The sequence below is a fragment of the Herbaspirillum sp. GW103 genome (assembly GCF_000261365.1).
Classification (GTDB): Bacteria; Pseudomonadota; Gammaproteobacteria; order Burkholderiales; family Burkholderiaceae_D; genus Herbaspirillum.
This window is the reverse complement of sequence record NZ_AJVC01000004.1, coordinates 457,518-482,619: the sequence shown is the minus strand read 5'-3', so window position 1 is coordinate 482,619 and position 25,102 is coordinate 457,518. Positions and strand designations below refer to the sequence as shown.

Annotated in this window: 17 protein-coding genes; 3 read left to right on the top strand and 14 right to left on the bottom strand. The window is 54.9% G+C overall.

What is annotated here, in order from left to right:
* Positions 1 to 34 precede the first annotated feature (34 nt).
* Together GWL_RS14280 and GWL_RS23430 are read right to left on the bottom strand one after the other, a co-directional pair.
* Positions 35 to 3,100: a hypothetical protein gene (locus GWL_RS14280; RefSeq protein ID WP_008331393.1), complete on the bottom strand. Its 3,066-nt coding sequence runs from the start codon at positions 3,098 to 3,100 to the stop codon at positions 35 to 37.
* Between the two features lie 269 nt (positions 3,101 to 3,369).
* Positions 3,370 to 3,600 carry a DUF3606 domain-containing protein gene (locus tag GWL_RS23430; RefSeq protein ID WP_008331391.1) on the bottom strand — a complete coding sequence of 77 codons (231 nt, stop codon included), beginning with the start codon at positions 3,598 to 3,600 and terminating at the stop codon, positions 3,370 to 3,372.
* A 617-nt stretch (positions 3,601 to 4,217) separates the two neighbouring features.
* Between GWL_RS23430 and GWL_RS14270 the strand changes: the two genes are divergently transcribed.
* Positions 4,218 to 4,904 (top strand): hypothetical protein, encoded by a 687-nt coding sequence (locus tag GWL_RS14270; protein ID WP_157174252.1) that lies wholly within the window; start codon positions 4,218 to 4,220, stop codon positions 4,902 to 4,904.
* 320 nt (positions 4,905 to 5,224) lie between these two features.
* Here the strand turns inward: GWL_RS14270 and GWL_RS14265 are convergent, their stop codons facing one another.
* The 9 genes from GWL_RS14265 to GWL_RS14235 all read right to left on the bottom strand — a co-directional run bounded on the left by GWL_RS14265 (position 5,225) and on the right by GWL_RS14235 (position 10,023).
* On the bottom strand, positions 5,225 to 5,461 hold the full coding sequence (locus tag GWL_RS14265) for a hypothetical protein (protein WP_050978119.1): 237 nt from the start codon (positions 5,459 to 5,461) through the stop codon (positions 5,225 to 5,227).
* 333 nt (positions 5,462 to 5,794) lie between these two features.
* Complete coding sequence (locus GWL_RS14260; RefSeq protein ID WP_008331389.1) at positions 5,795 to 6,190, bottom strand: hypothetical protein; 396 nt, start codon at positions 6,188 to 6,190, stop codon at positions 5,795 to 5,797.
* On the bottom strand, positions 6,187 to 6,333 hold the full coding sequence (locus GWL_RS23680) for a hypothetical protein (RefSeq protein ID WP_008331387.1): 147 nt from the start codon (positions 6,331 to 6,333) through the stop codon (positions 6,187 to 6,189). The genes GWL_RS14260 and GWL_RS23680 overlap by 4 nt, the downstream gene beginning before the upstream one ends.
* On the bottom strand, positions 6,330 to 8,378 hold the full coding sequence (locus GWL_RS14255) for a replication endonuclease (protein WP_034350875.1): 2,049 nt from the start codon (positions 8,376 to 8,378) through the stop codon (positions 6,330 to 6,332). The genes GWL_RS23680 and GWL_RS14255 overlap by 4 nt, the downstream gene beginning before the upstream one ends.
* A gap of 431 nt (positions 8,379 to 8,809) precedes the next feature.
* On the bottom strand, positions 8,810 to 9,031 hold the full coding sequence (locus GWL_RS14250) for a hypothetical protein (protein ID WP_008331380.1): 222 nt from the start codon (positions 9,029 to 9,031) through the stop codon (positions 8,810 to 8,812).
* 104 nt (positions 9,032 to 9,135) lie between these two features.
* The gene (locus GWL_RS23055) at positions 9,136 to 9,381 is read right to left on the bottom strand and encodes an ogr/Delta-like zinc finger family protein (RefSeq protein ID WP_006465440.1); all 246 of its coding nucleotides are present in this window, start codon (positions 9,379 to 9,381) and stop codon (positions 9,136 to 9,138) included.
* A complete protein-coding gene (locus GWL_RS14245; RefSeq protein ID WP_034350873.1) occupies positions 9,372 to 9,572 on the bottom strand; it encodes a hypothetical protein in 201 nt (66 codons plus the stop codon). Before GWL_RS14245 ends, GWL_RS23055 begins: the two co-directional genes overlap by 10 nt.
* The gene (locus GWL_RS14240) at positions 9,565 to 9,807 is read right to left on the bottom strand and encodes a hypothetical protein (RefSeq protein ID WP_006461600.1); all 243 of its coding nucleotides are present in this window, start codon (positions 9,805 to 9,807) and stop codon (positions 9,565 to 9,567) included. The genes GWL_RS14245 and GWL_RS14240 overlap by 8 nt, the downstream gene beginning before the upstream one ends.
* A gap of 15 nt (positions 9,808 to 9,822) precedes the next feature.
* Positions 9,823 to 10,023, bottom strand: coding sequence for a hypothetical protein (locus tag GWL_RS14235; protein ID WP_008331375.1), 201 nt, complete (start codon positions 10,021 to 10,023; stop codon positions 9,823 to 9,825).
* A gap of 86 nt (positions 10,024 to 10,109) precedes the next feature.
* Here GWL_RS14235 and GWL_RS23050 point away from each other — a divergent pair, with 86 nt between their 5' ends.
* Positions 10,110 to 10,556 carry a helix-turn-helix domain-containing protein gene (locus GWL_RS23050; protein ID WP_034350870.1) on the top strand — a complete coding sequence of 149 codons (447 nt, stop codon included), beginning with the start codon at positions 10,110 to 10,112 and terminating at the stop codon, positions 10,554 to 10,556.
* Positions 10,557 to 10,868: 312 nt separating this feature from the next.
* Here the strand turns inward: GWL_RS23050 and GWL_RS23425 are convergent, their stop codons facing one another.
* From GWL_RS23425 to GWL_RS14215, 3 genes are read right to left on the bottom strand one after another with little or no spacing between them, the layout of a single operon-like run.
* A complete protein-coding gene (locus GWL_RS23425) occupies positions 10,869 to 11,276 on the bottom strand; it encodes a hypothetical protein (RefSeq protein ID WP_157174251.1) in 408 nt (135 codons plus the stop codon).
* Between the two features lie 13 nt (positions 11,277 to 11,289).
* A complete protein-coding gene (locus tag GWL_RS14220) occupies positions 11,290 to 19,212 on the bottom strand; it encodes a hemagglutinin repeat-containing protein (RefSeq protein WP_008331372.1) in 7,923 nt (2,640 codons plus the stop codon).
* Positions 19,213 to 19,254: 42 nt separating this feature from the next.
* Complete coding sequence (locus GWL_RS14215; RefSeq protein WP_008331370.1) at positions 19,255 to 20,910, bottom strand: ShlB/FhaC/HecB family hemolysin secretion/activation protein; 1,656 nt, start codon at positions 20,908 to 20,910, stop codon at positions 19,255 to 19,257.
* Between the two features lie 977 nt (positions 20,911 to 21,887).
* On the opposite strand from GWL_RS14215, the gene GWL_RS14210 reads away from it, so the two are divergent.
* Positions 21,888 to 25,010: a type ISP restriction/modification enzyme gene (locus GWL_RS14210; RefSeq protein WP_008331366.1), complete on the top strand. Its 3,123-nt coding sequence runs from the start codon at positions 21,888 to 21,890 to the stop codon at positions 25,008 to 25,010.
* Positions 25,011 to 25,102: the final 92 nt, after the last annotated feature.

Here is a 25,102-nt window from a genome sequence, read left to right as displayed (position 1 = left end):
TGAGAGTGTTCCAAGCAAGAACCGCTGATCAATATCAAGCAACGGGAGTCTCGTCAAACGATTCTGGCCACACGATCGGTTCCAGCATTTTCGCGGACGGGGTCGAACGTTTCGCATACTGGCGACGTAGATGCCGTGCCACGTCGCCGAGCGCATCCGCGCGGTTGATGGCATAGTGGATGAGAAGCGCCGCCGCTTCGCGCGGATCGGCATCCTCATTGCGTTTACGGCGGGATTCTCCTCCGAGTAGTGCTCTACGCCATCCGTCCGAGGCCCTTGCTGGATCGATCTGATCCAGAATGCGGGTCAAGCCGACTTCATCGACCTCGGCAAGAACTCGGATAAACAGGCTCGCCTTATCCCAGAAGGACGGACTTTGTTGCGACAAGATTGCTGCGAGGGGCACATAGTGCGGCTCGAGGAGGGCTGCTAATAGGGAAGGTCTTGTACGAGCGATGCGCGCCACTAAATATACGCCGAGCCCCCATTCACAGTGACCGTGCTTGGTGATTGAAATGGACTTACTCGCAATCAAGTGACGAAAAGCCACTTCGGGAGCCATCAAGGCAAGACGAGGAGAAAGATCGATGATGTGATCTTCGTTGCGTGCAATAAGCTCGCTGATAGCCGGTCGGGCAGCGGGAAGTTGCCAGGCAACCGACAATAGCATGCGTGCGTCACCGATATCCTCTTGCCAACCGGGTCCGATGGCAGCTTCGATCCGTAGCCAATCGAGCGCTTGGACCGTTTCCGCGAAGATGAAGGGGGACACTTTCCTTAAGACGTCCAAGAGACCAGCTGCTGCTTGAAATGATCGCTGATTGCTTTGTGACAGCTTTTCCGCCAGGTGCTTTGGTTTCCAGCAGGCGCATATGCGCCGTGCAGCGCGCTTCCTCTTGGCAGAGGGACGCCGGTTTCCCACGTACATCTGAAGCGGATCGTAGACTCGCAGCGCGTGCCAGAAAAGATCATTAAGCTCTTGGAACGCTCCTTGTGGGTCAGTTTGAAGTCGTCCTGCGATCGAGGGAGCAAGTGCTTCGATCAGCTCACAGGCCAAAGACTCATCGACGTAGCTGATGTGCTCGCAAAGACCAGCGACCAGGGAGAGTGACGCGTCGCTAGGCCAATTTGAGACTAAGCGAAATAGATGGTCACGATCAAGCGCTGCCAAATAGGTGATTTTCCACGACTCATTGATTGTCAAATGACTCAGTGTAATTAACTCGGCGATCTCGCAGGCGTGGACGGGGTCTGCTGTGTTCATCGCGCCTGCCAGAACGTTTGGATTGATTCGGGCATTGATAGCAGCACCCAGTTCTTTTTCATGCGACATGATCTGATTCATAAATCGCCCTAGCGTGTAGCAGGCACCTTTTGGGGTTCCTTCGATCCAGCCGACGATGACATTTTGATGGTCTGCGTTAGCGATCTCATCAGAATTGAGGTGGCTTCTGACTTCGTTCAGGGCCCAACAAGCATGTAGGATTTCATCTGGCGTTCGAGCGACCCAAGCTCGATCAAGCAGCGAACGCATCCATTCCGGCTTTATTAGATGCGACCAGCTTCCATTGTGGCCAATACTCCGTAACTCTCTCAAGAGTGCCGCAAAGCCCCCCAAGGGAAACATTGGATCGGTGAGCGTGGACTGCAGTAGGTAAGCTATTCGATTGACTCCTTCAAGGTTCTGGCCATTGAGAATTTGGTCAAGCAGAACGCCGGCTAGGCGCTGATGAGGGCAGCGCAAGTCGGATCGAGTAAGCAGCAGTCGTTGGGCAACCAACCAGTTGATGGCGGGCAGGAGTTCGGCGTCTGTGATGTGGCCTTCTACTTGTGCTCGCAGGCTTTCAAGTGGACAGGAGGCATCGCGAGAAGCAAGTTGTCGGATGGCAGCGGCGGCCAATACCACGTCTGCACCAGCGGCGCGCGCTGAGCCGGCCATCGACTTGGCCCTCCGCCAGCCTCCGCCGAGAATGAAACAGAATTGCCATGGAAGTAGCGCGGTCTCGGCCTCATCGAGGCGCCAGTCTAAAGGTTCCTCGGACCACCCCGGCCCTACCCGGTCGTCAGCTTTTCTGACGGCGACAAGCGTACGCTCGGGTTCTGCACGAAGGCCGCGGGCGATAACCGCAACCGCTCTCTTAGCGTCAAGATGAATTGTGCCGGCGGCAGTCAACTTTTCATCCAACAGAGTATGAGTACTCAGTACCCAACGGGTCGCTGAGGCTGATTCCTCCAATGCCCGCAGTTGGGCGGGTGGCGCGAGATGGGCATCATCGACTATGTAGAGCGTCGGTTCCGGACTCCAAACTGCAATCGGAAGGCCTGCAGTCGGGTCGGTAAGACGGAACGTGCGCCATCCACGCGCTCGCATGGCGCGCGCGGCCTGTAAGGCGCAGATCGATTTTCCTGCACCAGGAACTCCTGCCAATCGTGCCGTTCCGGCTTGCCGAAGCTCTTGAAGCAGAGTTTCGGCCTCTGGCAATGTCGGGCACGCATCGACGTCCGCAGGCCCAAGTGGACGCCCCATAAGGGCAGGGCCGAGGTCGCGTGACGACGTAAAAGAGATCTCAGTCCAGTCCGGCGCCGGAGCAGTCTTTTCAGCCAAGGCACCTAAGAGCTGCTGGATTGCGCTAGATCGTTCTGGATAAAATTCTTCGAGGACCTTGGGGTGGGACGACAGCAGTCCAACAATCGACTCCCATCCTTGGACTGACACGGGGAATTGGCCAGCCTTTACGCGCCTCTCTGATACAGCCGCGACGTGGCGTTGAAGTGCCCCGTCATTTGGAGCTGTGGTGGCAAACACCCACTGACTGAGTTGGGGGGAAAAGCGTTCCGCCTTCGCAAGTTCGGTATCGAACTCGTCGGCCGTCGCTGCAGCGCCGTAGAGTTGATCCTTCCCTTTGCACTGGACGCCGTAAGTGCGATCAGGGTTGTCCTTTGGCGAACCGAAAACGTCGACGCCGTGTTGCACTTGACCCGCTCGGCCGTGTCGCTGGATGAGCGGATTCTCCCAGACCGCTGCGAAGAGGGCACGCATCAGCGCTTCGAACTTGTCCCAGTTTTTCGGTGCCGGAAGTTGTTGATCGAGGAGGTCCATTATGTCATTGAATAGTCAAAGGCAACGTCGCCAAAGTCCACAATCCGAATCGGCCTGTATTTCTCCCTTTGTTGATACGGGGTAGTGCTGGACAACCAGGAAGTGTCTTCGCAGAGGATCTTCTTAGTATGGTTTCATCAGTCCATCGGAAGCTCAATCATGTCTCTTTTCTTCAGGATAAAAAGAAGAACCGGAGCAGATGCCTTCGCATCGGCATGGCTAAATAGATAATCTAAAGGGCGCCGAAGCGCCCTGTTTTGCTTTGCTACTTAGTGGTAACGCTGCCAGTTGTTGAGCAGCCATTGACTGACCAAGTCCCGCTGGCGGACATCAGATGGCAGTACCGACAGGATCAAACGTCGAGCCTTATCTTCGACACCTTGGGAGGGTGGGGTGCCGTACTGCTGGCTGAACTGCTTAACGAAATAGTCAACTTCCCACTTTTCGTGGCGGTTGAGCAAAGAGCGGTCAGGTTGACCACGTTTGGAAAGATCGTCCATTAGGATTCTCCATAAGTTGATTAAAAGCAATACTCAATCAAAGAATTGGAGGGCAGAATCCATGTTTATCTACATTGACGGAGGGGCTGGTTAGGCCGCACACTTCGATTTCCAGGCCGAAGGGTCTTTGAGTAAAAGCAGAGATTCCTTTCCTTCGGCGGATAGGGTGAGCTCTGTTCGCCGAAGACCTCCAAATATCCGCATCTAGTCTCCAATCGCGGGTTGATCCCGTATTTAGTAGTCAAGTACCGGACGTAATTAGAATAAGTATCGTCCCTGGAGTGCGCAACCCTTATTTCCGGGTTGGCGAGGTGATAATTCTTTGAATCCCCAATTGACTTTACGAAAGCCCAGAAGGGAAGCCTCTTTGCGCGCGGTTAATTATTTTTAGATTGGCAAGAGAATTTTCATAAATATTCCGCCCTGCGTCTCTATTTGGCGACACTCAATCTCCTGGATAGGCGAATTAGGCGTCGGAGGCTTTATTGGCGCGGCTTTCCCGCTAATTTTAAGCGATGGGCCTGCACATCATTTCCGTAAGAAATTGCCCAGAAAGTGAAAAACCTTGCCGGGAAATGGGCGTCAGATATTGTATTAATTATTTCCGGAGAAAAGCCGTGGATTCAATAGATTGGCGCCAACTGATATCTTCGGTTCTCGCCAGCACCATCGTTACCGGCGGTGTCGGTTGGTTGATGCAATACTACTTCGGGGAAAAACTGAAGGCTCGGTTTGGCAAAGATCTGGAGGACCATAAATCGGCGCTGGCGACAGCGGTAGAAACGCACAAATTCGATTTGACTCGCAACGTTGAAACGCATAAATCTTCGCTCCAAATTGCCGCCGCTGAGCGCAGTGTCCAGTTTGCGTCGCTTTACAAGATGCGCGCAGAGGTGGTCGCTGAAGTCTATTCGTTGGTGCTGAACCTTATCAAGGCCGCTGCTGCCTTTGGAGAGGCATACCATACTCCGGGCAGAGTTGATCTTCAGAAAGAGTATCGCGCACTTCAGGAAGCGCTTACAGCAGTAAACGCTTACTTTCCCCCACATCGTATTTACGTGCCACGTGCCACAGCAGAAAAAGTAGAGAGCATGGTGCGGATCATTGGCTGGGCTGCCGTGAATCGCGGACAACAGGTGGTTAGCCAAGAAACCGGCGAAGTTCTCCATGAACATCTTGCCGATATTCGCGTAGAAGTAAAGCGCATAGGCGATCTAGCAATTGCCGAGTTAGAGACTGAATTTCGCCGCCTGCTCGGTGACACAAATGAATCACAGGCCATGACCACATCCCCAGCTCCGTGAAAATGGAACTGTAGGTATGACGGAGACCGATTCAGCGTACCACCAGCCATATCATCACGACGGATGTGAATATGCTTAGCGATCAACGTGAACAGTTTTAACTTGGGTCGTGGATTTACATATTCTTCTTCATGCGAATTGGGCAGAACCGTCATGACAGTTCCGGGGAACTGCTCATCCTGAGTCCGCGCGCTTTGATCGTCCCCAGTAAAATCACAATCATACTCACGCCGGGCGCACAAAGTGATTGGTTTCCGAGAGATTTCAGTCGATCTTACAATAAAGAAAACGATAGGCGTCTTCATTATTGAGTTAAGGCATCAATGTCGGGTTGCATACGCCACCTTGGCTTCCTGACGCTGCCTGTCAAGGTATTCGCCAACGTCACGCACATCAGCCACGCGGTTCCTACCTTCCTTCCGTGTCGGGATAGGAAATGTTCCTGCCGAGATTTTATTGTGAGCTGTGCCCACCTCCAAGCTGATTTCCTCGCAGACCTCAGCCAGTGTCATCGTCATGCGCTCGTATTTCATTACTAAGAACATTTGTGCCTTCATGCCACACTTTCGTTTCGCAGACTGCCCCTCAGCTTTTGAAGCAATTCGTTGAGACCTGTAATGGAGAGTCCATAGGTTTTCCAGCAGAGGCAATCGTTCGGAGCAGTGGTTTCACAATGCAACTCGTCACTTGTGTGATTGATGTCGCAAAGAGGCTGCCCAACAAAATAGGTTTGTTGTTTAGAGCTTGTGTAGATTGTCGCCTTCATGATGCCAGATGTAGATTGTTTTTTAGGTTTCTTCATTTGCGCTTAGGGCATGTTTCTGCGTCGGAGCTTAGGATGCAATTGCTCGGTCAGCGTATGTAGGAGCTGACCCCAGAGGCTCTGATTTTTAGAGATAAGCGCTTGTGATGCCTCTGCTAGTCAACTTTTCGCTGTAGTTGCTCAGGCACAGACGTCTAGCTTCGCCGTTCGGGTTATTGCGACGCCGATTTCCGGCATCGTCGCAAGTGAGGATGTCTGCCAGCGGCACGCCGCGAAACATTCCCGACGGCTCGTTATCTAACTCTACCCACGCGAATTTCTGGCCGTTGCCCAGGTGCTGACGGATGACCGACACATAGCCTGCCAGCACGCCGTCATCGGGTGTATTGAACGTAATGCGGTCCAGGGCCTGCGGCGGCAGCATGACGAAATCACGCTGTTTCAGCTGCCTGGCGAAATACTTGGCGGCGTAGCCTTCAGCGCGGTAAGACAAGGCGGGATTGGTGGTTGTGGTTGCGTTCACTTCTGGTTCTCCTGAATGGCCGTAACAGAGCACACGCCAAAGCGATCGACGGCGGCGGCGATCACGTCGCAGCTATGAGCTGCGATGGCGGTGTAGGAATGGCGTGCGCTGGCAGTGCGCACGACGACACGAAACGCGGTCATGGGGCGTTCCCTTTGGTTGGGTTGGGATCAATCGGAAGTTCGGTCACATCAAGCCGGCCGACGCGCCAGTCGGCGACCTGGCGCGGCGTGCCGCGGCGCGGGGACTTGTCCGGCACAGGCAACACGCGTGGCCAGGGGCACGCCTTGATGGCATCCCAGGCGGCTAGGGCCTGGCGCTGTTCATCGGCGGTCATGGCTGGCCCTGGCCATGTCGGCATGTCGTCCACCACCGGTCGAGGCCAGGGACATGCGCCGAGGGCGAGCCAGGCATGATCGATCTGGGCGGCCTGGTCGGGCTTGAACATGACTGGCGCTGGTGATGTCTTCGGCTCGAAGGACACATCCGCCGCAAAGTCAGTCCCAGCGGGCTGCGTACAGTTATTTACACGAGTCCAAGGGAACCCCGAACCCGCCTGTGCGCGGGCGTCGTGCCCTTGAACTGGCGTCCATGTGTGACGAACGGATTTAAAAACCACCCCGACCATCTGGCGGCACTGGACGCCATAGGGCATGACACGTTCGCACTCTTCATAGCGGCCAGTGACAGTCTTGGTTTCCTTCGCGAGCGTGACCATGAGATCGTCGCGCTTCACCAAAGCGCCACCCTGCGCACGCAGATAGCTCGCCCAGCACGCACGCTTCTCGCCTTCGACTTTTTGCACAGCATCCCAGGCAGCGGCCATGGCCGGCGGGGCCTGTTTGACCATATCTGCCGGCACGCGGCGCAGTTCGCGCCAGACGCTTACCGGTGCGCCACCCCATTGCTGGAACTGGCGAATGCCCCAGCGAGCCGCCCAGGCTTCTACGCGGGCCGAGGGTGTAAGCTCACGATCCCCAGCCATATCGGTGGTGATGAGATAACCCTCTTTGGTCTTGTGGTCGGCCACGCCATCGATGTTCTTGGCCACGTACTTAGCGATGTAGCCCGCAGCACTACCTTTTGCCCAATCAATGCGTTTCACGTCTAGGCGGCGCTTGAATGCGCCAGGCTCGCCGCGATCCACGCGCCAGGCGTATCGCTTCATGACACGGATAGCCCGGCTGGCCACGTTGACGTGCGGCGTGGTGTAGTCAGGCAACGCGCGAACGAACACCAGCATGTGCCAGTGCGGGCAGCCATCGTGATGCGGTTCAGCAATACGGAAGCCATACAGGCCGATGCCGCGCCGAGCCAGTGCCGAACGCGCCAGCGCAGTCATCTTGCCCAGGTATCGATTAGCCGTGCGTGGGTCCGAACCGTCATATTTCGGATTCGGCTTGCCTGTGTGCAGCGTCGCATGGAAGCGCGATGGGCACGACCAGGTGAGGAACAGACCCTGATCATTGCATTCCTTCGCAATGACCTCGAAACCGTTGATGCGCAGCATGAGTTCGCCGCGACGAATGGTCTTATTGGCAGTGGTCTTCTCAGCCAGCTCAGCAATGCTGAACTCTTGCCCGGCCTCATTGCGCACAATGGTCGCTTCCAGAGCGGCGGCATTTCTCCTGTTCTGTGCCAGCCGAGAGAGTACGGCGTCATTACTGGCATAGGGCTCACCGTGATAGTGGACATAACCCAGGCGGATATTGCCGCCCTCAAAGGCCCTTCCGACCACCTTGCGCAGTTGCCTGCGCCACCATCGCGGATCCACCAAGCGCGCAATGATGGCGCGCAAATCGTCATCATCGACTTCAGGCATATCAATGCCGTAGTCACTACATTCCTGCTCGATGAGGTCGCGTGCGTGGGTATCAGAAATCGCTTTCCACAAGACCTTCTTGACGTTCTCGGCGGCTTTCTCGGCCGTGGCGCAAATATCGGCATCATCCTGAGACAGATCCACGCCAGCCGGCACATATTGCTCAGCGAATTCCCTGACGAATTGAACCGCAACAGGCTCAAAAATCTTGTTCCAGTGCCATACCGACATCAGTTCCAGCGCCTGGCTCACGACACGCCCACGCCACTTCAACGGAATACGTGCCAGCTCTCCCGCAAATTGCCGAGACTCCACGAACGCCCGATGCCGACGCCGGGTCTTCGCATCGACTGTTCTAGACTGCATTGAGCGCTCTTTCATACGTCGTAATGGCACGTAGCACCGCATGGCGCATGGCCAGACGTTCGGCTTCTGTGAAGGAGTGAATAGGGCATTCCCAGCGATCCGCCGAGAGTCCCGCCAGGGCCAGAATGTGTCGGCGCACTGGCTTAGCCATTGCCGCCCAGGAATAGGCAATGCCGGTTTGGAGATTGGGCCGCCTGCGATTACGCAGCAGGGAAATGGATTTACTTAGCTCAGCTTTGGCAGCTTCATTTCCCGGAGGCGTGGGCACCCACGCCGCACGTTCGCGCAGCAGGTCCGATGCCGGACGGAATGACGCATGGTCCTTAATTCGTGCACCGCGCATCATTACCCCCGCACCAGCCCGAGAGCCGCCAGAAGAGCCGGGGCGAGCAGCAACAGAACAGCGATGCCATGGGCGATCACAGTACGCATTACCATGCTCCCATCAGGCCGCCGAGACGCTGCAAGCGCTGGACGAGGCGGGCGGAAATAGCGTTTTTCCCCTGCCAGATCACATTCCACTGCAGTTCGTCTTGCAGCACGGCTTTGCGCTGCAGCATGCGCTGGGCGCACTGAAATTCTTTGAGGTCGTCGCCCATGCGAAGCCGCAGCGAGGCGAGGGCAAGCGTTGTCTGTTGCTGGTCGAGAGCCATGTGAGGTTTCTTTAGGGTGAGCGAATCCCGCGTGCGCCAAACGGCGCACGACAGGTCTTAGTAAATTTTGGGGTTCAGCGACCGGCTAGGCGGTCAGCAGCTCGTCAGGCAGTACCTGTTCCTTGGGGTGCAAGGTACGCACGGGGCGAGATGGGAAGGCTCACCTCGGGATTGGGCATGGCCGACAGGGAAACAGTACGAGAAATCTCCAGCGTGGCAACGAAGGTATGGCCGCAATCGACGTTCTGGCATCGATAGGTGATTTCCTTCATCAGCGTAGACATGGTCCGGCTTTTGGCTGCACGTACTGGGCTTTGGCAATGGGGGCACGGCAGGCTGATTACACGCATGTTGTTTTCTTTCCCTTGATGGCGTAGAGTGCTCGCCCCTTGCCAGTAATACGTTTGATACCTTCTCGAACAGATTGCGCCATGACGAACTCAGCAGCCTGTTCAATCGTGTCGAAGCCTTCGCGGTTCATGATCACTTCCAAGGCTTCGACTAACGCAGGATGGGTGAACGGCAGTTCGAGATCAGGCATTGCGAGGCACTGAAAAGTGGCTCGTGAGCGCCTTGGCTTGCACGTTCTGCTCGGATAAGATCGGCATCGAATAGGATTGCGCCAGGGCGATGGCCTGGTGCATCAGCAGATCATGGGCCAGCGTGGCCAGGTTTTCACCCTGATACTGCGCCAGCGCTTTCATGATGTCGTAGTTGTCGTCATTGACGCGCACAACAATGCGGCGATGACGGATTTTGCGGGGATCGTCGTACATGGCGGTCTCCGATGCTCAAGCCCGTTCGGCTTTGATGTCTTTGTCGTAAGCGGCCATGCCGCGCAAGATCAGCAGGCGCACAAAGGACGAGCGGGTGCGCAAATCCTGGCGGGCCAACTCAGCCAGTCTTTGTTCTTCATCAGCTTCAAGGCGAAAGGTAACGGCCACCGAGGTATCGATATGGGGACGGGCTACGTGCTTGGAGAAAGTAGGCATATGGGATAATTGGTTGTACACGTCACTTAGCAATGGCGTGACTATAGAGTCCAAATGGACTCATGTCAATGTATTTATGAGTCTTTATGAGCACAATTGGGGAACGCCTCAAGTCGGAACGCACCCGACTGGGATTTAATCAAACTGAATTTGCAGCCATAGGAGGGGTGCAGCGCCGTGCACAATTGTTTTACGAACAAGATGAACGCCGCCCGGACGCAGGCTATTTGCAAGCAGTTTCTCGTCTGGGTGTTGATGTGCAATTTGTCGTTACAGGTATAAGAAGTGGCCAAGCACTATCGACGGATGAGGAGCAATTACTTGCTCGATTCCGCAATCTTGACTTAATGGGGAAGGCTCGCTTACTAGGCGTCGCCGAGGGAATAAGTACATCTGACGCGTCACCGCCATCGCAAACTCACAAGCGCAGTGTCCAGATGACGATCCACGGATCGGTCGGTCAGCAAATTACCGGGGACATTAATGCTCCCCAGCGCATCATAATGGGGAGCAAAAAAGTAAAAGTAAAATAGCGTGGGTTGAAGTCGTGGCCTGACTCTGCCTTTATTCGCGCTCGTCTCCGCTTAAACTGAGACCAGCAGAAGGGCAATCTTGGGCATTTGGTGACTTTCATTTCATCCCTGCACAGGCGGGAACCAGTTACCTTCTCCCAAATCGCTATCGTGGGCGTCAGCTTCAGCGCATCAAGCACGAAGTCCGTCGTCATGCTGTTGCTGACGCCAGCCAACGTTGTGACAGGCATACTGTATGTGCGTTGCAGTGGCACTACCTTCCGCGCCGCTTTAGCTCAAAGGTTTTTTAGCTGCGCTTTCAACCTTCCAATATCAGTTTTTGTCGCTGTCGGGCCTCAATTTTTGCAGTGACTGATTAATCTCTTCACCGCTAATTAATTCATCACTTTCCTCATAGCCGATGGGCTTAGAGTAGTCATATTCAATATCGAACGTCCCATTCGGAAAGAGCGTGAACTCCATTCCCCATATCCGCTGCCCGGTCATCTCAAGCAACTTGTCACGCAAAAAAAGAAACGCATCACTTGAATCCAATGCAATATTCAAAGGAGGAAATCGATCATCAGTGATTTTTTTCTCTCTTACTGTTCTCGTGTAACTAACTTGTGTAGATCTCTGCCATATAGAAGCACTGGCTTTCGCACATGACCATTCATCTTCTTGAACAAACCAAAGAATCCCATTAGCGATCTGGGAGTATGCATCTTCTAACAAATCCATCTTCACCTCACTCTCACTGGTTAAATATCCTCGGTGGCTGCGTAACGCCGTCAACCGTTACCGATACCGAAAACGCTCGGGGCCTTGCTCCGCCCGCAGAGGGATAGGCGAGGTCAATGCTTACGCTCACACTTTTCCCTGACGCCAATTCTCTTCTAAGAGAATCTTCCATCGCTCTCCAATCTCCTCGATTCAGCGTTGAAGCCTGAGGAACAATATTGATTCGGTCCCCTGCGCCACCAAGACTACTCGCAATCAAATGCCCACCATCATCCCCTGCACACCCGCTCTTGCCAGCACAAAGTTGTTGGTAGGGGTTTCTATCCATAGTATTTAGGCTCAAATTCCCTTCCACTTTTGTCACGCGGCCAGAGGCATCGGTGATATAGACATGTCCATTATCTAGCAAGTAGGCTGTTTTCGGGGCCAACTGTCCATCTTTTCCCGTATTGATCAATGGCTCCCAATTCCCCTTCGAGCCCACTGGAACTTCCACTACACGTTCTGTACCAACCCTCTTTGCGAGCTGTTCGATAGTCTTAATTTCTTCTGCTGTCCGCGTAACGTTCTTAACTGTGCCTGATACACCTCCTGCAGGCATGTTTAGAAGAAGCTCTCCAGCCATCTTCGCGATAACCGTTCCATCTCCGGTTTCGTACGCTTGAGCCAGCAGCTCACGCTGCGCAGGTGACATCGCGCCAAGCAACTGCGGCCAGTTCTCAGGTTCCTTAAGAAATTCCCAAGCTGCTCCAAGTGCTTTCTGGATGTCAGCTTTCGCTTGAGGATCTTGTACCAGCGCCTTGTAGCCTGTTGCTAATACTGTGCCGATCATCGCTATTGAGTCGGCAACAGCGTCTACGGCACCTTTACCTACATTCCAGACGGTATAGCCGTTCATGGTCTGCTGAGCCATCGCGAGCGTCTTACCTTCGGCCTCGTCGTAGGTAAACGTCATCGCTGATACTGGAGCGTCTCTTCGAATATATTGCGCCGCAGCTTGCCTGACGTCCCTCAGGATCTGCACGCAACCTGGGCTTTCCTGACCTATGCAAGCCTGGAATTCCAAGTCGCGTTCTTTATCCAGCGCCTCCAACGATTTAACTTCTGCTTCGCAGTTGCTATCGCACTGTCCAATCTGCTGCTTATCTCGGAGTTGACTTAATCTTTGTGCCTCTTCGTGTTTTAGATAATTATTTACAACCTCGTTATAAGCCGCCGCCCCACCCGCAGTACCGCCAATAGCCGTTCCCGCCAAGGTGCTCGACAGCCCCGTCAACGCCTTAGCCAGAGCACCATCAATGCCTGCCTTCTGCAAGGCATCGCTCACCGCAGGTGCCGTCAATGTGCCTGCAGCAACCCCAGCTGCACCTGATATCCCTCCTGTCAGCCCACCAACAACGCTGTGCGCCAGTACACGCATCGTGCCATTCGGCCCCCAATTACTTTCGATAGCGCTGGCCTGATCATTCAGTGCCTTTGCGACATCGGGATCAATAGCTGCATCCGCCTGCTCGCGCAAATCTACCGCCTTATTCTGCTGCTCCTGCGCATAATCTCCAATCAGCTTCGAGGCCTGCTGCCCAAACGCCTGCGTAATCTGTGCCTGCGCCTCAACATTGGCCTGCAGCGCCTGACCATTCCACGTCTTAGTTATCTTCCCGCTGGTATCACGATCACTGCTCACATCAGCATTGATACTTGCAATTGTCTGCTCAGCCGTGTTCCCTGTCTTCGCCTGCTGGGCAGCATCATCGGTAATCTTGATATCAGCCTGACTGATCCCACTCCGGGTCGCGCTGCTATCGCTACCGCTGGCATTCCCCATCCCAAGCGCGCTTCCGGCAAGCCCCAACGCCGAGCCAGCCAAACTAGTACCCATACCCATGCTCTGGCTCTCAGCCTTGAAGTCACTACGGTTCTGGATATCCGACTGCGTCAGCGTCTGGGTGGTGAGACTGTTCTTGCCATCAGCAGCGGCCTTATCTGTACTGGCAATCTTCGCACCCTTCAGGTCCGTATTACCCGCCACCTTGATCTGGAAACCATCATCTCCAGCCTTGACCCCAGATTGCTCATTCACACTGGCGTAATTACCATCCACACTGCTGCGCGCCAGATTGAGGCTACCACCCATCCTCCCCATGCCTACCGAGATACTCCCGCCTGCACTTTGCTGCCGACTCTTGTAGGTACTCGTGTCCTGCAGGCTTTCGATATTGAGATTACCGCTGCCGCTGGTACCGACGTCAATCACCACCTGCTTGCCGCTGGCCACCGCTCCCTTGATCGTGGTATCCGTGCCCGATGTGATGGTGAGCTTGTTGCCCGCATCAACATGCGTATTGACCTGGGCAACATCATTCCCATCACCACGGCCCCGGCTCCCCGACAAACCTGCATTCACAAGGAAGCCATCGGTGCCAATCGAGATTCCCACAGATCCCGATATCGCCTTGTTGCTGCTGTGCTGTTCGGTCGTGCTTTGCGCAGCCAACATGCGTACTTCGTTGTCCGCTTTCAAGAGCGTGTTGGCGCCGGACTTGATGTCGCTTCCCTGCACAATGAGGTTACTATCAGCACCACCGCCCTGCGCAGCCAGGCTAATGTTGCCACCCGCATTGAGCGTGGAGCCGCGCGCGGTGCTAGCACTGGATTGGCTGTGGTTCTCGCTCTTGCTCGCACCCACGCTGATGGCTAGATTGATGCCACCTGCCTTGTCAGCTGCCGTGGCGTCACGCGTCTCGGGGGTGCCGTCGGCGCCGAGCTTGAGCTTGCCGTTTTCATCAAGGGCATTAGTGCGTACTTGCGGATTATCTTTGCCATCGACCTCAAAGCCCTGGCCCGTCCGGACAGCATCCACTGCATTCTTTCCCGCAAAGCCGATATTGGCCGCCGCCAGCAACTGCATCCGTCCGCCCGAGGTGTTCTTGGCCGCTCGCGCCATCTGCTGCGCCGTCTGAATCGCCGACAACACCGGACTGGTGATCTGCACCGTCAGGCCGCTTTGCTTGAAGACCATATCCTGCGTATTGCGCTCGGTCTCAGCCGCTGCAAGAATACTGATCTGCTTGGCCACAACATCAATATCCCCTTTGGGCGCAAGCACATTGCTACCACTCTGCGTATAAGTATTACCCGCCGTGATCGAGACATTGCCATCAATGCTGCCCACATTAGACGACACAGCGGTGGTGCTGACAGTGGTGTTCTTGTTATCCAGCTCGCGCGTGCCAATGGTGAAGCCGAATCCACCTCCACTAAGCAGACCACTGCTCTTCTTGTTGCTACCCTCGGCGGATTCGAACTTGTCATTGGCAGAGGCGACTGTGATGTTGTTTCCCGCTACTAGCGAAGTTCCGGTGCTCGATACGACGTTGCTGCCGACGATGCTCATGTCCTTGCCCGCTTGCAGCACTGTCGTGTCGCCGCTCAAGGTACTGCCCACGGCATTGGTGTAGGCACGCTTGCCATAGCTGGTGCGCGTGGTGCTGGAGAGCAGGCCGCGAGAGGTACTTTGGGCGTATTCGCTGTGGCTCTGGTAAGACTCTTCGGAAACCACGTTGATGTCGCCACTAGCCGCAACCTCCAGCGCCTTGCCAGCGGTAATGTTGCTAGCGGCCACTTTGACGTCGGCGTTCTCCATAAGGCCGGCCTTGATGCTAATGCCGTCGGCAGCGTTGATGTTACTGCCTCTCACCGTAACGCTCTCGTTATCGGCTCGGGTGTAGGACTTGGAAGCAGTGTGGCTGATCGTGGAATCGGCCTTGTCCAATGCTGCACCGATCGTCACGGCACGTCCTGCCATTAGCGAGCCGCTACCGCTGCCGTTGGTACCGATGTCCACCTGCGCAGCGGTCAAGCTCAGATCGCGCTGCGCCACCATCGTCAGGTCAGCGCCCGCGTTGACGGTCGATCCTACGCTGCTAACACTCTGCGCGTGACCAAAGTAACCGCTGAAGTTGGCGTCGTAGGTGCTGCCGGTCTTGACGGTGCCGAGATTGATATCGCGGCCTGCGCTCATGGAGAGTTTACCGGCGGTCGCGTCTCCAGAACGACCACTGGCGAGCGTTGCACCGAGGTTGGTGATGTCTTCCCCGGCGGTGATGGTCAGGTTCTTGTCGGCGGTGATGCTGCCCTGATTCGACAAGGAGGTATAGCTGCCGCTGGTCTGTCCATTGTTGTAGGTCTCGGTGGTGGTGAGCGTCTCATTGCGCACGTTTCCACCGGCACTGATCACGATCTCGTCGCCACTGATGCCGCCGCCCAGGTTGGCGATATCGTTGGACGCCACCAGCACGGTGCGGCCAGTGCCGCTGGCACGACCATCGATGAAGCCGCCCTTGTTGCTGATATTCTCAGCCTGGATGGTGATGTTGTCGCCGCTGACCAGGGCACCGTTGTTCTTGAGTGCATCCTTGTCAACGTGCGCGAGATAGAGCTTAGGCACCAGAACCTCTTCAGTGCGGCCATCGGGCAGGAGAACCTTCTGTGTTTCCAGCCAGACGATATCGCTGGTGAGGTGGCTGATTTGCTCCGAAGTCAAGGCAACACCCGGACGCAGGTTCCAGCTTTGTGCCACGCTCACGGCATTGGTCAGCAGTTTCTGATATTGCGAGTCGTCGTTGGCGATGCCACTGGGCCGCCCCGTCAGTTGCGCCATTTGCTCGCGCACCATGCGCTGCTCGTAGAAGCCGTCGCCCAAGCGTTTCTGCGTTGTGGAAGGATCGACATTGAGCGCGGTGAGCAGGTAGTCGCTGCTGAGCCAGGTGCGGCGGTCGGTGAACTGTGTTCGTGTCTCCAGCAGATAGTTGCCGCTAGTGGCCGGGACGAACATTGGATTGGGTCGAACAGGAATAGGCGCGTCAGGGGCGGTTGCGCCAGGGCGAGTACTAGCATCGTTAAGCACGCTGCCTACCGACTGGCCGCTGCCGGTGGTGAGAATAACATCGCTACGAATGTTAGCAGCGCTACCAGCCGCAATGTCGGCATTGCTGAAGTTGCGAGCGGTAATCGTGAGCCCTTGCTTGCCGATAATGGCACCTTGCGTAGTTCCTATTACTTCTGAAATACTGGGATTGGAGTAACCAACCGTGACACCGCCGGTCGTTACAAACGTACCGTCGAAATAGTGGCGACGGTACAGAGTCTGGCCGCTGTTAGTGATATCAGCACCAGCCCCCCCGAGATTCAGCGCGCCATTCACGACGATATTGCTGAACTGATTTTGCAGCGTTTGACCAATGTGAATGTTCGCGTTGCCTCCGGCACGGATTTCTGCGGCAACACCTGCGTCTGCAGCCAACTGGTCTTCTACTGCTACGTGGTGAGCATAGCGGACACGCTCATACGCGCTCAGTTCAGGCGCCAATGCTTTCTGCGTATCGCGGAGCATGATACTGTTAGGATCTGTGTAACCCGGCTCTGCCATGAATCGAATGCAGTCAGTCGTACAGGAGCCATATTGGTTGGAGTACGTTGGTAACATACTCCATTGCACGTTGGTTCCCGTATTACGCAGATCATCGCCGCCGGACACCTGATCCGGATTACTGATGCCACTAGCTTGTGTGGTGTAGTAGAGCACCCGAGTGCCATCGGTCGCGGTAATGCGTCGAATGGTGCCATATGCCCCCCAGCCGCCACCCGTGTCTCTCATCAAGATGGTATCTGTAGCATGCGTACGGATAACCGCCCGACCGACGACATTACCGTCCGGAGTCACCAAATACGTATTTTCCAGAACATCGGCCGGATTGACATAGTAGAACTCGTGCGCTACGTAGTTTGACGAATTCGGATCGTAGTGAGCTGGATTTGGCCCAGCGTGCCACCAAGACGGAATCGTTAAAGTTCGCTGCTCGTCCACCGTGGTAACACGATCCACTGACACATTACTGCGGCTATTCGTGATCTTGGCCGCGGCGATATCCATATTCCCGCCGGCTTCCACAACCGAATCTTCGTTAATGATCTCGTTGACTGCGTTGACCAAGCCGTTTGCGTCTCGCGCACCATTCGCTGCGATCTCCATATCGCCGCCACTGTAGATGATGGCCTTTCCACGGTTACTTAGGGTGTCGCTGACCCACAGCGCCATGCTGTTACCAGCACCGATCAAGGCGTTGGCACCGGTATTTTCAAGTGTCCTCGTCTGTATCACTACGTCGTCACCAAGCGCTGCACCACTGTTGGTGAAGCTGGTTGCAGTGATATTGAGCTTTTTACTTGCACTGATCTCACCAGCATTGCTCAGGCGATTGGCTGCGGAAAGCGTGATATCCGTCGCCTGCAACGAGGCGTTCGTCCGATTGTCGATATTCGCAGCACTGAGCGTCAGCGCGTTTGCTTGCAGGTCGCCGGCGTTCTCATAGTCGCCGCTCATGGTGAGATTGATATCGCCCACTGCGGCCAGTCGTCCAGAGGTGCCTTGCTGGAATCCTCTTTGCAAGTTCAGTGCAGCTCCGCCACGCGCACCGATACTGCCGTTGTTCACCACACTCTGTGCACTGGTGCTCACATCTTGTGCGGAAATACTGCCATCATTGCGCAAGTCGCCATCCGTCGCCAGCGAGACGTTACCGCCTGCTGCGATGGTGCCGGAATTATTCAGGTCAGGCACGAGATTACCTGCTGCCTGATGTGCGGTGATCGCAAGGTCGCCGGCCGCCTCTAGCTGGCCGCTGTTTGCGACTACTCCGACAGTATCGACCAATAAATCTCCGGTAGCGGCGCTGATGGCGCCGCCATTACGCAGCGACGCCGAAGCAAGCTTAACTTCAGTCTGCGCCGCGATTGCATCACTGTTGTCAATATCGGCATCAGCCTGGAGCGAGACCGATGACGAGGAAGAACTGATGGAGCCTGTATTATGCACGCCGGCACCCTGGCCTTCGGCACGTATATGCAGCTGGTCTCGCGCGGCCATGGACCCGCTGTTCTCGATGTGCCCCGCAGCGGTGAGCGTCAATTCGCCCGCCGCCGCGCCGATAGTGCCTGCATTGCGTACACCAACGCCTGCCTCCGTCCCGACCAGCACGATCTTATTGGCATACATGCCGCCCAACTGAGCGACGTCGATGCCGAGCAAGGGCTGAGCCTCAGCCGAAGAAATCCCCTCAGCACTGCTGTTGTCGGCATTGACCCGGTTGGTCCCCGTAGTGAGTTTCAGTTCCTTGCTCCAGATACCGGCGTTGACCTTGACGGCACGCGCAATGATGTCAGTGAAATCGGACTGACTGTCATTGAGGCCATTGCCCTCGATGCTCACCCTACCACCCCGCACCAGATAACCGTCCAGGCTGCCATTGTTGATGATCGGGGTGCCTGTGGTGAGAGTGCTGCGGCTGGCGTTGATGAAGCCGCAGCCGTCGCAGGTCACGCCCGAGGGATTGGCGATGATCACCTGGGCGCGGTCACCAGCCACTTCCACAAAGCCGCGCAACATGCTGGGATTGCTGGAATTGACTTCATTGACGATCACCCGCGCGCTTCCGTTGGCGAGGTTGGGATTGCGCTGGATCCACCCACCCAACTGGGTCTGCACGTCGCTGCGGGAATTATTGAGAATCGCGCCAGCGCGGTTCACGTCGAACTGGCTGTAGGTATTACGCGAGACACCCGCAGCGCTGGGCGTCTGGATATTGACCTGGGGAATGCCGTTGGCAGTATTGACTACCACCGGCTGTTGCGTATGCGGCGCGCTGGGATCTGCGACTATCTGCGCGTAAGCGCGCGGCATCGTGGTCACCAGAGCCCCTGTGGCTAGTAGCACGGCCAGCCCGATCCAGCTCAGCCGCGCCACGGGCAGGCTGCTGATTGCGACACCGAGGCGGCTTCCCAAGGCCCTTTTACCGCCGCAAGCGCGGGCAGTTTCCGCAACAGCCATCAACAGGCCACGAGTCTTGTTAAAAATGATGCGATAGCAAAGCTGGTTCATATTTTTACTCTTTGGTGTCGTTGAGGCGAGGGGGCTGCTCTGTCAGAAGGACCACATCAGACTCATGCCGACGGTGAGGGGGGACGTCTTGAATCGGTCTGGCTGGGAAATCGGTACACCTGCGAAGACCTCGTAATTGGTGCGGCCCAACGCACCGCGCAGGCCCAGTACCGCGCCGGCTAGGCGGCGTCCGACCAGCAGTTCCGTGGAGGGACCGCCGACTTCGCCATAGTCCATACCGGTATAGATCTCTTGCTTGCTCGCGCCCAAGGCGACCGCCAGTTCATTGCGCACGTACCAGCCGCGTTCGGCCAGCAGGTTGTTCTCGCCATCAAAACCGCGCACGGTGTAACGCCCGCCGAGCGAAAACTTGTCTTGCGGGGTCAGAGGCGTCCGGTTCCATTGAGCGCGCGCGCTCAGGGTGTAGCGCATGGCTTGTTTTCCCCAGGGCATAAGCAAAGAAAAGGGGGCGTTCAGGTTGAGGTCTGCCGTGATAAGCCGGAAACGCGAGGTGCCTTCGCCAAACGCTTCTTCGGGCGCAGCCATGGCGTCAAACGCGCCAGTGCCGCGCTTGTAGGCCAGAGCCAGATCCAGGGTTCCATCACCGATGAATTCGCGATGCGCCAGTCCCATCTCCCACCCGGCCACGCGACGGCGCTGCACTTGCAATTCAGTGTCGTCGACATAGTTACTGGAAGAGCGCACGAAGCCCTTGAACGAGAGCGTGGTCTTGCGCACGGCATCGCGGTAGATCAAGCGGCTCAGTTTCAATTCGGTTGTCTCACTACGGCCGCTGTAGACATAGGTTTGGTTGATACCGGCCACGGCCTGGTGATAGCGATTGCTGCTGTTGGTGAAAGACAGCGCCCAGTAACCCAGCGGCAGCGAATAATGCACCACCTGGCTCTGGCTACCGCGCGCGCCGGGATCACCGCCGCCAAGATCGTGGCTGAAGCTGACATAGAAGAGATCGTTCAGGGTCAGCCAGTTGTCCAGGGAGACGGTAGCGCTGCCCTGATATTTGCCGGTGGCCTTGGTGCCGCTGTCGTCAACCGACAGAGTCAGGCGAATGGGAATGCCCTGCTGATAGCTGATAACTAGGTCACTGTCGCCGGGGGCCGCATCCTTACCTTCGCTGGGCGCAATCTGGATATCGGACTCGGCGGTGGGGACGCGCTTGAGATTTTCCAGTCCTTGTTCGATGTCGCGCAGATTCAGGAGGTCGCCGGGCGATGCCGGCAGCGCGTTCCATTGGGTGGCTCGTGGATCGGCATTTTCGGCAAAGCGGATCGCACGGATCTTCCCTGGGACGATGGTCAGTCGCAGCTCCCCAGTTGATATATCCTGCGGTCGGGCAAGGACACGTGTAGTGACGTATCCGCGGGCGACGATGGCGTCTTGCAAGGCCGACATTACAGCATTAATCCCCTGCACACCGAGGCAGCGCCCACCCGGATTGGCTTGTGGCAGATCAAGCAGCCAGTTGAAGCGCGCGCTGCCGGAACCATCCAGCACTACGCGATGAACCGCAAAGCACGGAGACTCTTGGGTGGGTGAGGTCTCAGCAGCTGCGCCCGGCTGCGACGGTAGGCGCACATCGGGGCCGCGCTCCTGCTGCCGACGTAATTCGCGCTCGCGCTCTTGCTGGCGCTGGAATTCACGCGTCGACACATCGGCCTGCGCCCAGGCGCTGGACATCATCCCCGCCTGGAACAGACACAAAACGATGGGCAAAAGGCTGCCCCGCCCACGCAGGCGCAAAGGCCTGCGCAGGCTCCCCTGAGGATCCTGGCGCATTGTTATCTTTTGTTGTGGTGAAACTAATGTGGATGCGGGTCATCGGTTGATGGCCCGGCTGCCTGGCTAAGGCGTCATTTCTTTGGCGAAATTGTGCTGCGCGGCAATTTTACCGAAACTTACAATCTCATTGAACAGGACCGTAACAGGTTGTTGTATTTCATCGTCATTGATGAAAAGTCAACAATGGTCGCAAGGCAAACGCATCCTCGGCTACCTCAACTCCTTAATATCTTCCAAACAGGCCGCCGGATCGCCAACGGTGATGAAAGGGCGACTCCTGATTTCCTAGCAAGGTTAGCGCTGGCGCACGAGGAATGCGCTGTTGCGCTCACTTTGGGCAGTGAAGCAAACTTTCCAATCTATCGAGAAAGATGCCCTAAAGGGCCTTAGGCGGACCTAGGGTGATGAGCAGGGGGAGGAGGGAATATCTATTTATTGTCAATATGGAATTGTTTGGAGCCCTTTAGGCCTGGCGCGCGCAGTTGCCCCCACCCCGCGCCTGCCCGCTACATAGGTCGGTTTTGACTCAAATTTGCGTTAAGCGCCGAAGCCCGCCCAGCCTGGCCGGGTGGCCCGCCCCACGGACATCAAATCTGACGCATTTTGATGCAGACGTGGCACGTTTTTTATGGCCAAACGTAATGTCAATTTGGAAATATGTATTGCAAGCCAACTCTCATTTTTGTCATTATGCAGTCCTGACGCATATCAAGCGCGGACGTGACTAGGCAAGAGAACTTGGTCTGTTAATAATTTGCAACCACGTCAATCTTTCATCCGTTGCAGAGATGGGCGCTCATGTCGTGCGTTGGCCGCGAATTTAACTTCAAAAATGTCCACACGTGCCGTATTCCACATAAGTAAAGAGAAATCTAATGTCCAACTCAGCTTCGCATGCCGCTGATGTAGCCTCGTTCCTCACTACCGTGATAGCGGTACACAAATCCGGTGCCGCGACAGAACATTCTTATCGTCCGGCGCTCACGGCGCTATTTAACAAACTCAAGAAGGGGGTTGTTGCCATCAATGAACCCAAGCGTGAGGCTTGCGGAGCTCCTGATTTTATTTTCCATGGTGGTGAATTAGCTATTGGACACGCAGAGGCGAAAGATATCGGAGTTGGCCTCAGAAGGATGAAGGACGCTAATAAGCGTCAGCAAGAGCGCTATCTCAAAGCATTGCCTAACTTGCTATATACCAATTGCCTTGATTGGGACTTTTACCGTAATGGCGAATTAGTCGCATCAGTTACCATCGCCGATTACTTAATGGGTATTCAGCCCAATCCTGAACAATACGAAGCTCTAGGCAGGTTGCTGAAGGATTTCGTATCACAGCGGCCACCGGCTATCACGAGTCCGCGTATATTGGCCGAGATCATGGCCGGAAAAACTCAGCTGATTAAGGAAGTGCTTCGTAATGCTCTAATTGCTGATCAAAACTTGCAAACGGAGCTGTCAGAACAGTTTAGTGCCTTCAAAGAACATCTTATCCATGACATTACGATTGAGGACTTTGCTGATATTTACGCTGAAACCATAGCGTATGGCATGTTCGCTGCTCGACTTCACGATACCACCGTCGATACCTTTAGCCGCCAGGAGGCGCTCACGCTACTACCGAAGTCAAATCCTTTTCTACGTAACTTGTTTAGATATTTAGCGGGGGATGATCTCGATGATCGTATCGCATGGATCATCGATGATCTAGCTGGAGCGTTTCAAGCCACCAATATGGAAAAAATCATGGCAGGCTTCGGGAAGCTGACAGGGCAGAATGATCCATTTCTTCATTTTTACGAGACCTTTCTAGCGGCATACAACCCATCCAAACGAAAAGCGCGCGGCGTTTGGTACACGCCTGAGCCGGTCGTAAGATTTATCGTTCGTGCTCTGGATCACGTGCTCCGTACAGATTTCGGGCTAGCAGATGGTCTTGCGGATACGTCCAAGGTCGCCATCGATTGGGATACCGGTCAGAGCAAAAAAGGCAAGCGCATCACCATTAAGAAGGAGGTTCATCGAGTTCAAATCCTTGATCCTGCCACCGGAACAGGCACCTTTTTGGCAGAAGTGATTAAGACAATCGCTCCTAAAGTTGCTGGCGTTGCACCGGGCATGTGGTCATCTTATATAGAAAATGACCTGATCCCGCGCTTACATGGTTTCGAGCTTCTTATGGCGTCTTACGCAATGTGTCATATGAAACTCGACATGATCTTGACTGAGTTGGGTTACAAGCCAACTGGCAGTCCTCCGCGGCTGTCAATTTACCTGACAAATTCGCTGGAAGAAGGGGAGCCCGCAAATCAAACGTTGCCCTTCGCGCAATGGCTATCGAATGAGGTCAAGAACGCCAACAGCATCAAGCGCGATATGCCCATCATGTGCGTAATCGGAAATCCTCCCTATTCCGGCGTCTCCCACAACATGGGCGAATGGATTAGTGGATTGATTGAGGATTACAAATATGTGGACGGTGTGCACTTTAGAGAACGTAAGCACTGGTTACACGACGATTACGTCAAGTTCATCCGTTTGTCGGAGCACTTAATTGAAAAGAATGGCGACGGCGTAGTTGGATTTATTACTAATCACGGATATCTAGACAACCCGACTTTTCGGGGTATGCGATGGCATCTTCTTAATACCTTCGACAAGATTTATATCCTCGATTTGCATGGTAATACCCACAAAAAGGAAGTGGCCCCAGATGGGAAGCCGGACAAAAACGTTTTCGACATTCAGCAGGGCGTAGCAATCATCATTGCCGTAAAACTAAAAGAGAGCACTGACCCAGGCCTTGCAGTGGTACGGCACGGCGAATTGTGGGGGGCTCGCGAAGAGAAATATCAGGCGCTGAATTCCAGTGACCCTGACAAGCTGATTTTCCGTACTCTCGAAGTACAGGCCCCCCAATACGCGTTTATTCCGCGCGATTACGGGTTGGCGGAGCAGTATGAAAAAGGTTTCGGTCTCGCTGAATTGATGTCAGTGAACGTAACTGGAATTGTTTCCATGGGAGATGGTTTCGCAATCGCAGAAACTCCCGACGAATTGCAGGAAAATCTTCGTGATCTAGTGCAACACGACCACTCTGAGGCGACCCTCAAGGCCAAATATGACCTTGGAAAAAACTATGCGGAATGGATTCTCGGCAACAAGGCGACCTTGGCCCGGGAAAAATTTACATGCGTGCCAATCAACTACCGACCATTTGACACGCGTGTTACTTACTTCGATAACCGAATTCTTTGGCGATGGCGCGCTAATGTCATGCGTCATATGCTTGCAGGCAATAACCTTGGACTAATCTGCCCGAAGATTAAAAAAGAACAAACAGGGGCGCTTGTAACGACCACAATATGCGGCCATAAAACCTATGATGCCTATGACAGTAATTCGCTGTTTCCACTTTACTTGTATCCGGAGAAGGCAGACATTGATCAGACCCGCAGAATCAACTTTGATGAAAAGCTCTATAAGAAATTGCGGCGAATGGCCACCCACCCGGATCACGGAGTTCCTGACGAAGTAGCCATATTTGACTACATCTACGGAGTGTTGCATTCCCCAGTTTATAGGGAAAAGTATGATGAATTTCTGAAAATCGATTTCCCGCGGATTCCTTGGCCAGATTCGCCAGGGGACTTCTGGTCTATATCGGCCACGGGTATGCATTTACGGAAATTACACTTGCTCGATACCGCGACCATTGGCAGTACTCCCTTTCCCTTCACCGGTGAAGGCGACAATGTGGTCAACGCGCTTCGCTTCGAGAATGGGAATGTATGGGTAAATTCAACTCAGTGCTTCTCCGACGTGCCTGAAATTGCATGGAGCAGCTATATCGGTGGTTATCAACCTGCGCAGAGGTGGTTGAAAGACAGAATAGGGCGAAGGCTCAAGTTTGATGACGTAAAGCACTACCAACGAATTCTGAAGGTCCTAATGGAAACGGACCGTATCATGAATGAGTTTCGAAACACTTTGAGCTGATAGTGGGCCATAAAATACATATGTGCTCTTACTTTTTTTGCTGGGGAATATTTTGCCCAAACTCTCGCAAATTGGTGAATATGCGCACTGTA

Bases quoted from the DNA above. Each gene is read 5' to 3' on its own strand.
- GWL_RS14220 (WP_008331372.1), bottom strand. From the start codon at position 19,212: ATGAACCAGCTTTGCTATCGCATCATTTTTAACAAGACTCGTGGCCTG.
- GWL_RS14215 (WP_008331370.1), bottom strand. From the start codon at position 20,910: ATGTCCAGCGCCTGGGCGCAGGCCGATGTGTCGACGCGTGAATTCCAG.
- GWL_RS14280 (WP_008331393.1), bottom strand. From the start codon at position 3,100: ATGGACCTCCTCGATCAACAACTTCCGGCACCGAAAAACTGGGACAAG.
- GWL_RS14210 (WP_008331366.1), top strand. From the start codon at position 21,888: ATGTCCAACTCAGCTTCGCATGCCGCTGATGTAGCCTCGTTCCTCACT.
- GWL_RS14255 (WP_034350875.1), bottom strand. From the start codon at position 8,378: ATGCAGTCTAGAACAGTCGATGCGAAGACCCGGCGTCGGCATCGGGCG.
- GWL_RS23425 (WP_157174251.1), bottom strand. From the start codon at position 11,276: ATGGATTTGTTAGAAGATGCATACTCCCAGATCGCTAATGGGATTCTT.
- GWL_RS23430 (WP_008331391.1), bottom strand. From the start codon at position 3,600: ATGGACGATCTTTCCAAACGTGGTCAACCTGACCGCTCTTTGCTCAAC.
- GWL_RS23680 (WP_008331387.1), bottom strand. From the start codon at position 6,333: ATGACCGCGTTTCGTGTCGTCGTGCGCACTGCCAGCGCACGCCATTCC.
- GWL_RS14245 (WP_034350873.1), bottom strand. From the start codon at position 9,572: ATGCCTGATCTCGAACTGCCGTTCACCCATCCTGCGTTAGTCGAAGCC.
- GWL_RS23055 (WP_006465440.1), bottom strand. From the start codon at position 9,381: ATGCGTGTAATCAGCCTGCCGTGCCCCCATTGCCAAAGCCCAGTACGT.
- GWL_RS14240 (WP_006461600.1), bottom strand. From the start codon at position 9,807: ATGTACGACGATCCCCGCAAAATCCGTCATCGCCGCATTGTTGTGCGC.
- GWL_RS14250 (WP_008331380.1), bottom strand. From the start codon at position 9,031: ATGGCTCTCGACCAGCAACAGACAACGCTTGCCCTCGCCTCGCTGCGG.
- GWL_RS14235 (WP_008331375.1), bottom strand. From the start codon at position 10,023: ATGCCTACTTTCTCCAAGCACGTAGCCCGTCCCCATATCGATACCTCG.
- GWL_RS14265 (WP_050978119.1), bottom strand. From the start codon at position 5,461: ATGAAGGCACAAATGTTCTTAGTAATGAAATACGAGCGCATGACGATG.
- GWL_RS23050 (WP_034350870.1), top strand. From the start codon at position 10,110: ATGAGCACAATTGGGGAACGCCTCAAGTCGGAACGCACCCGACTGGGA.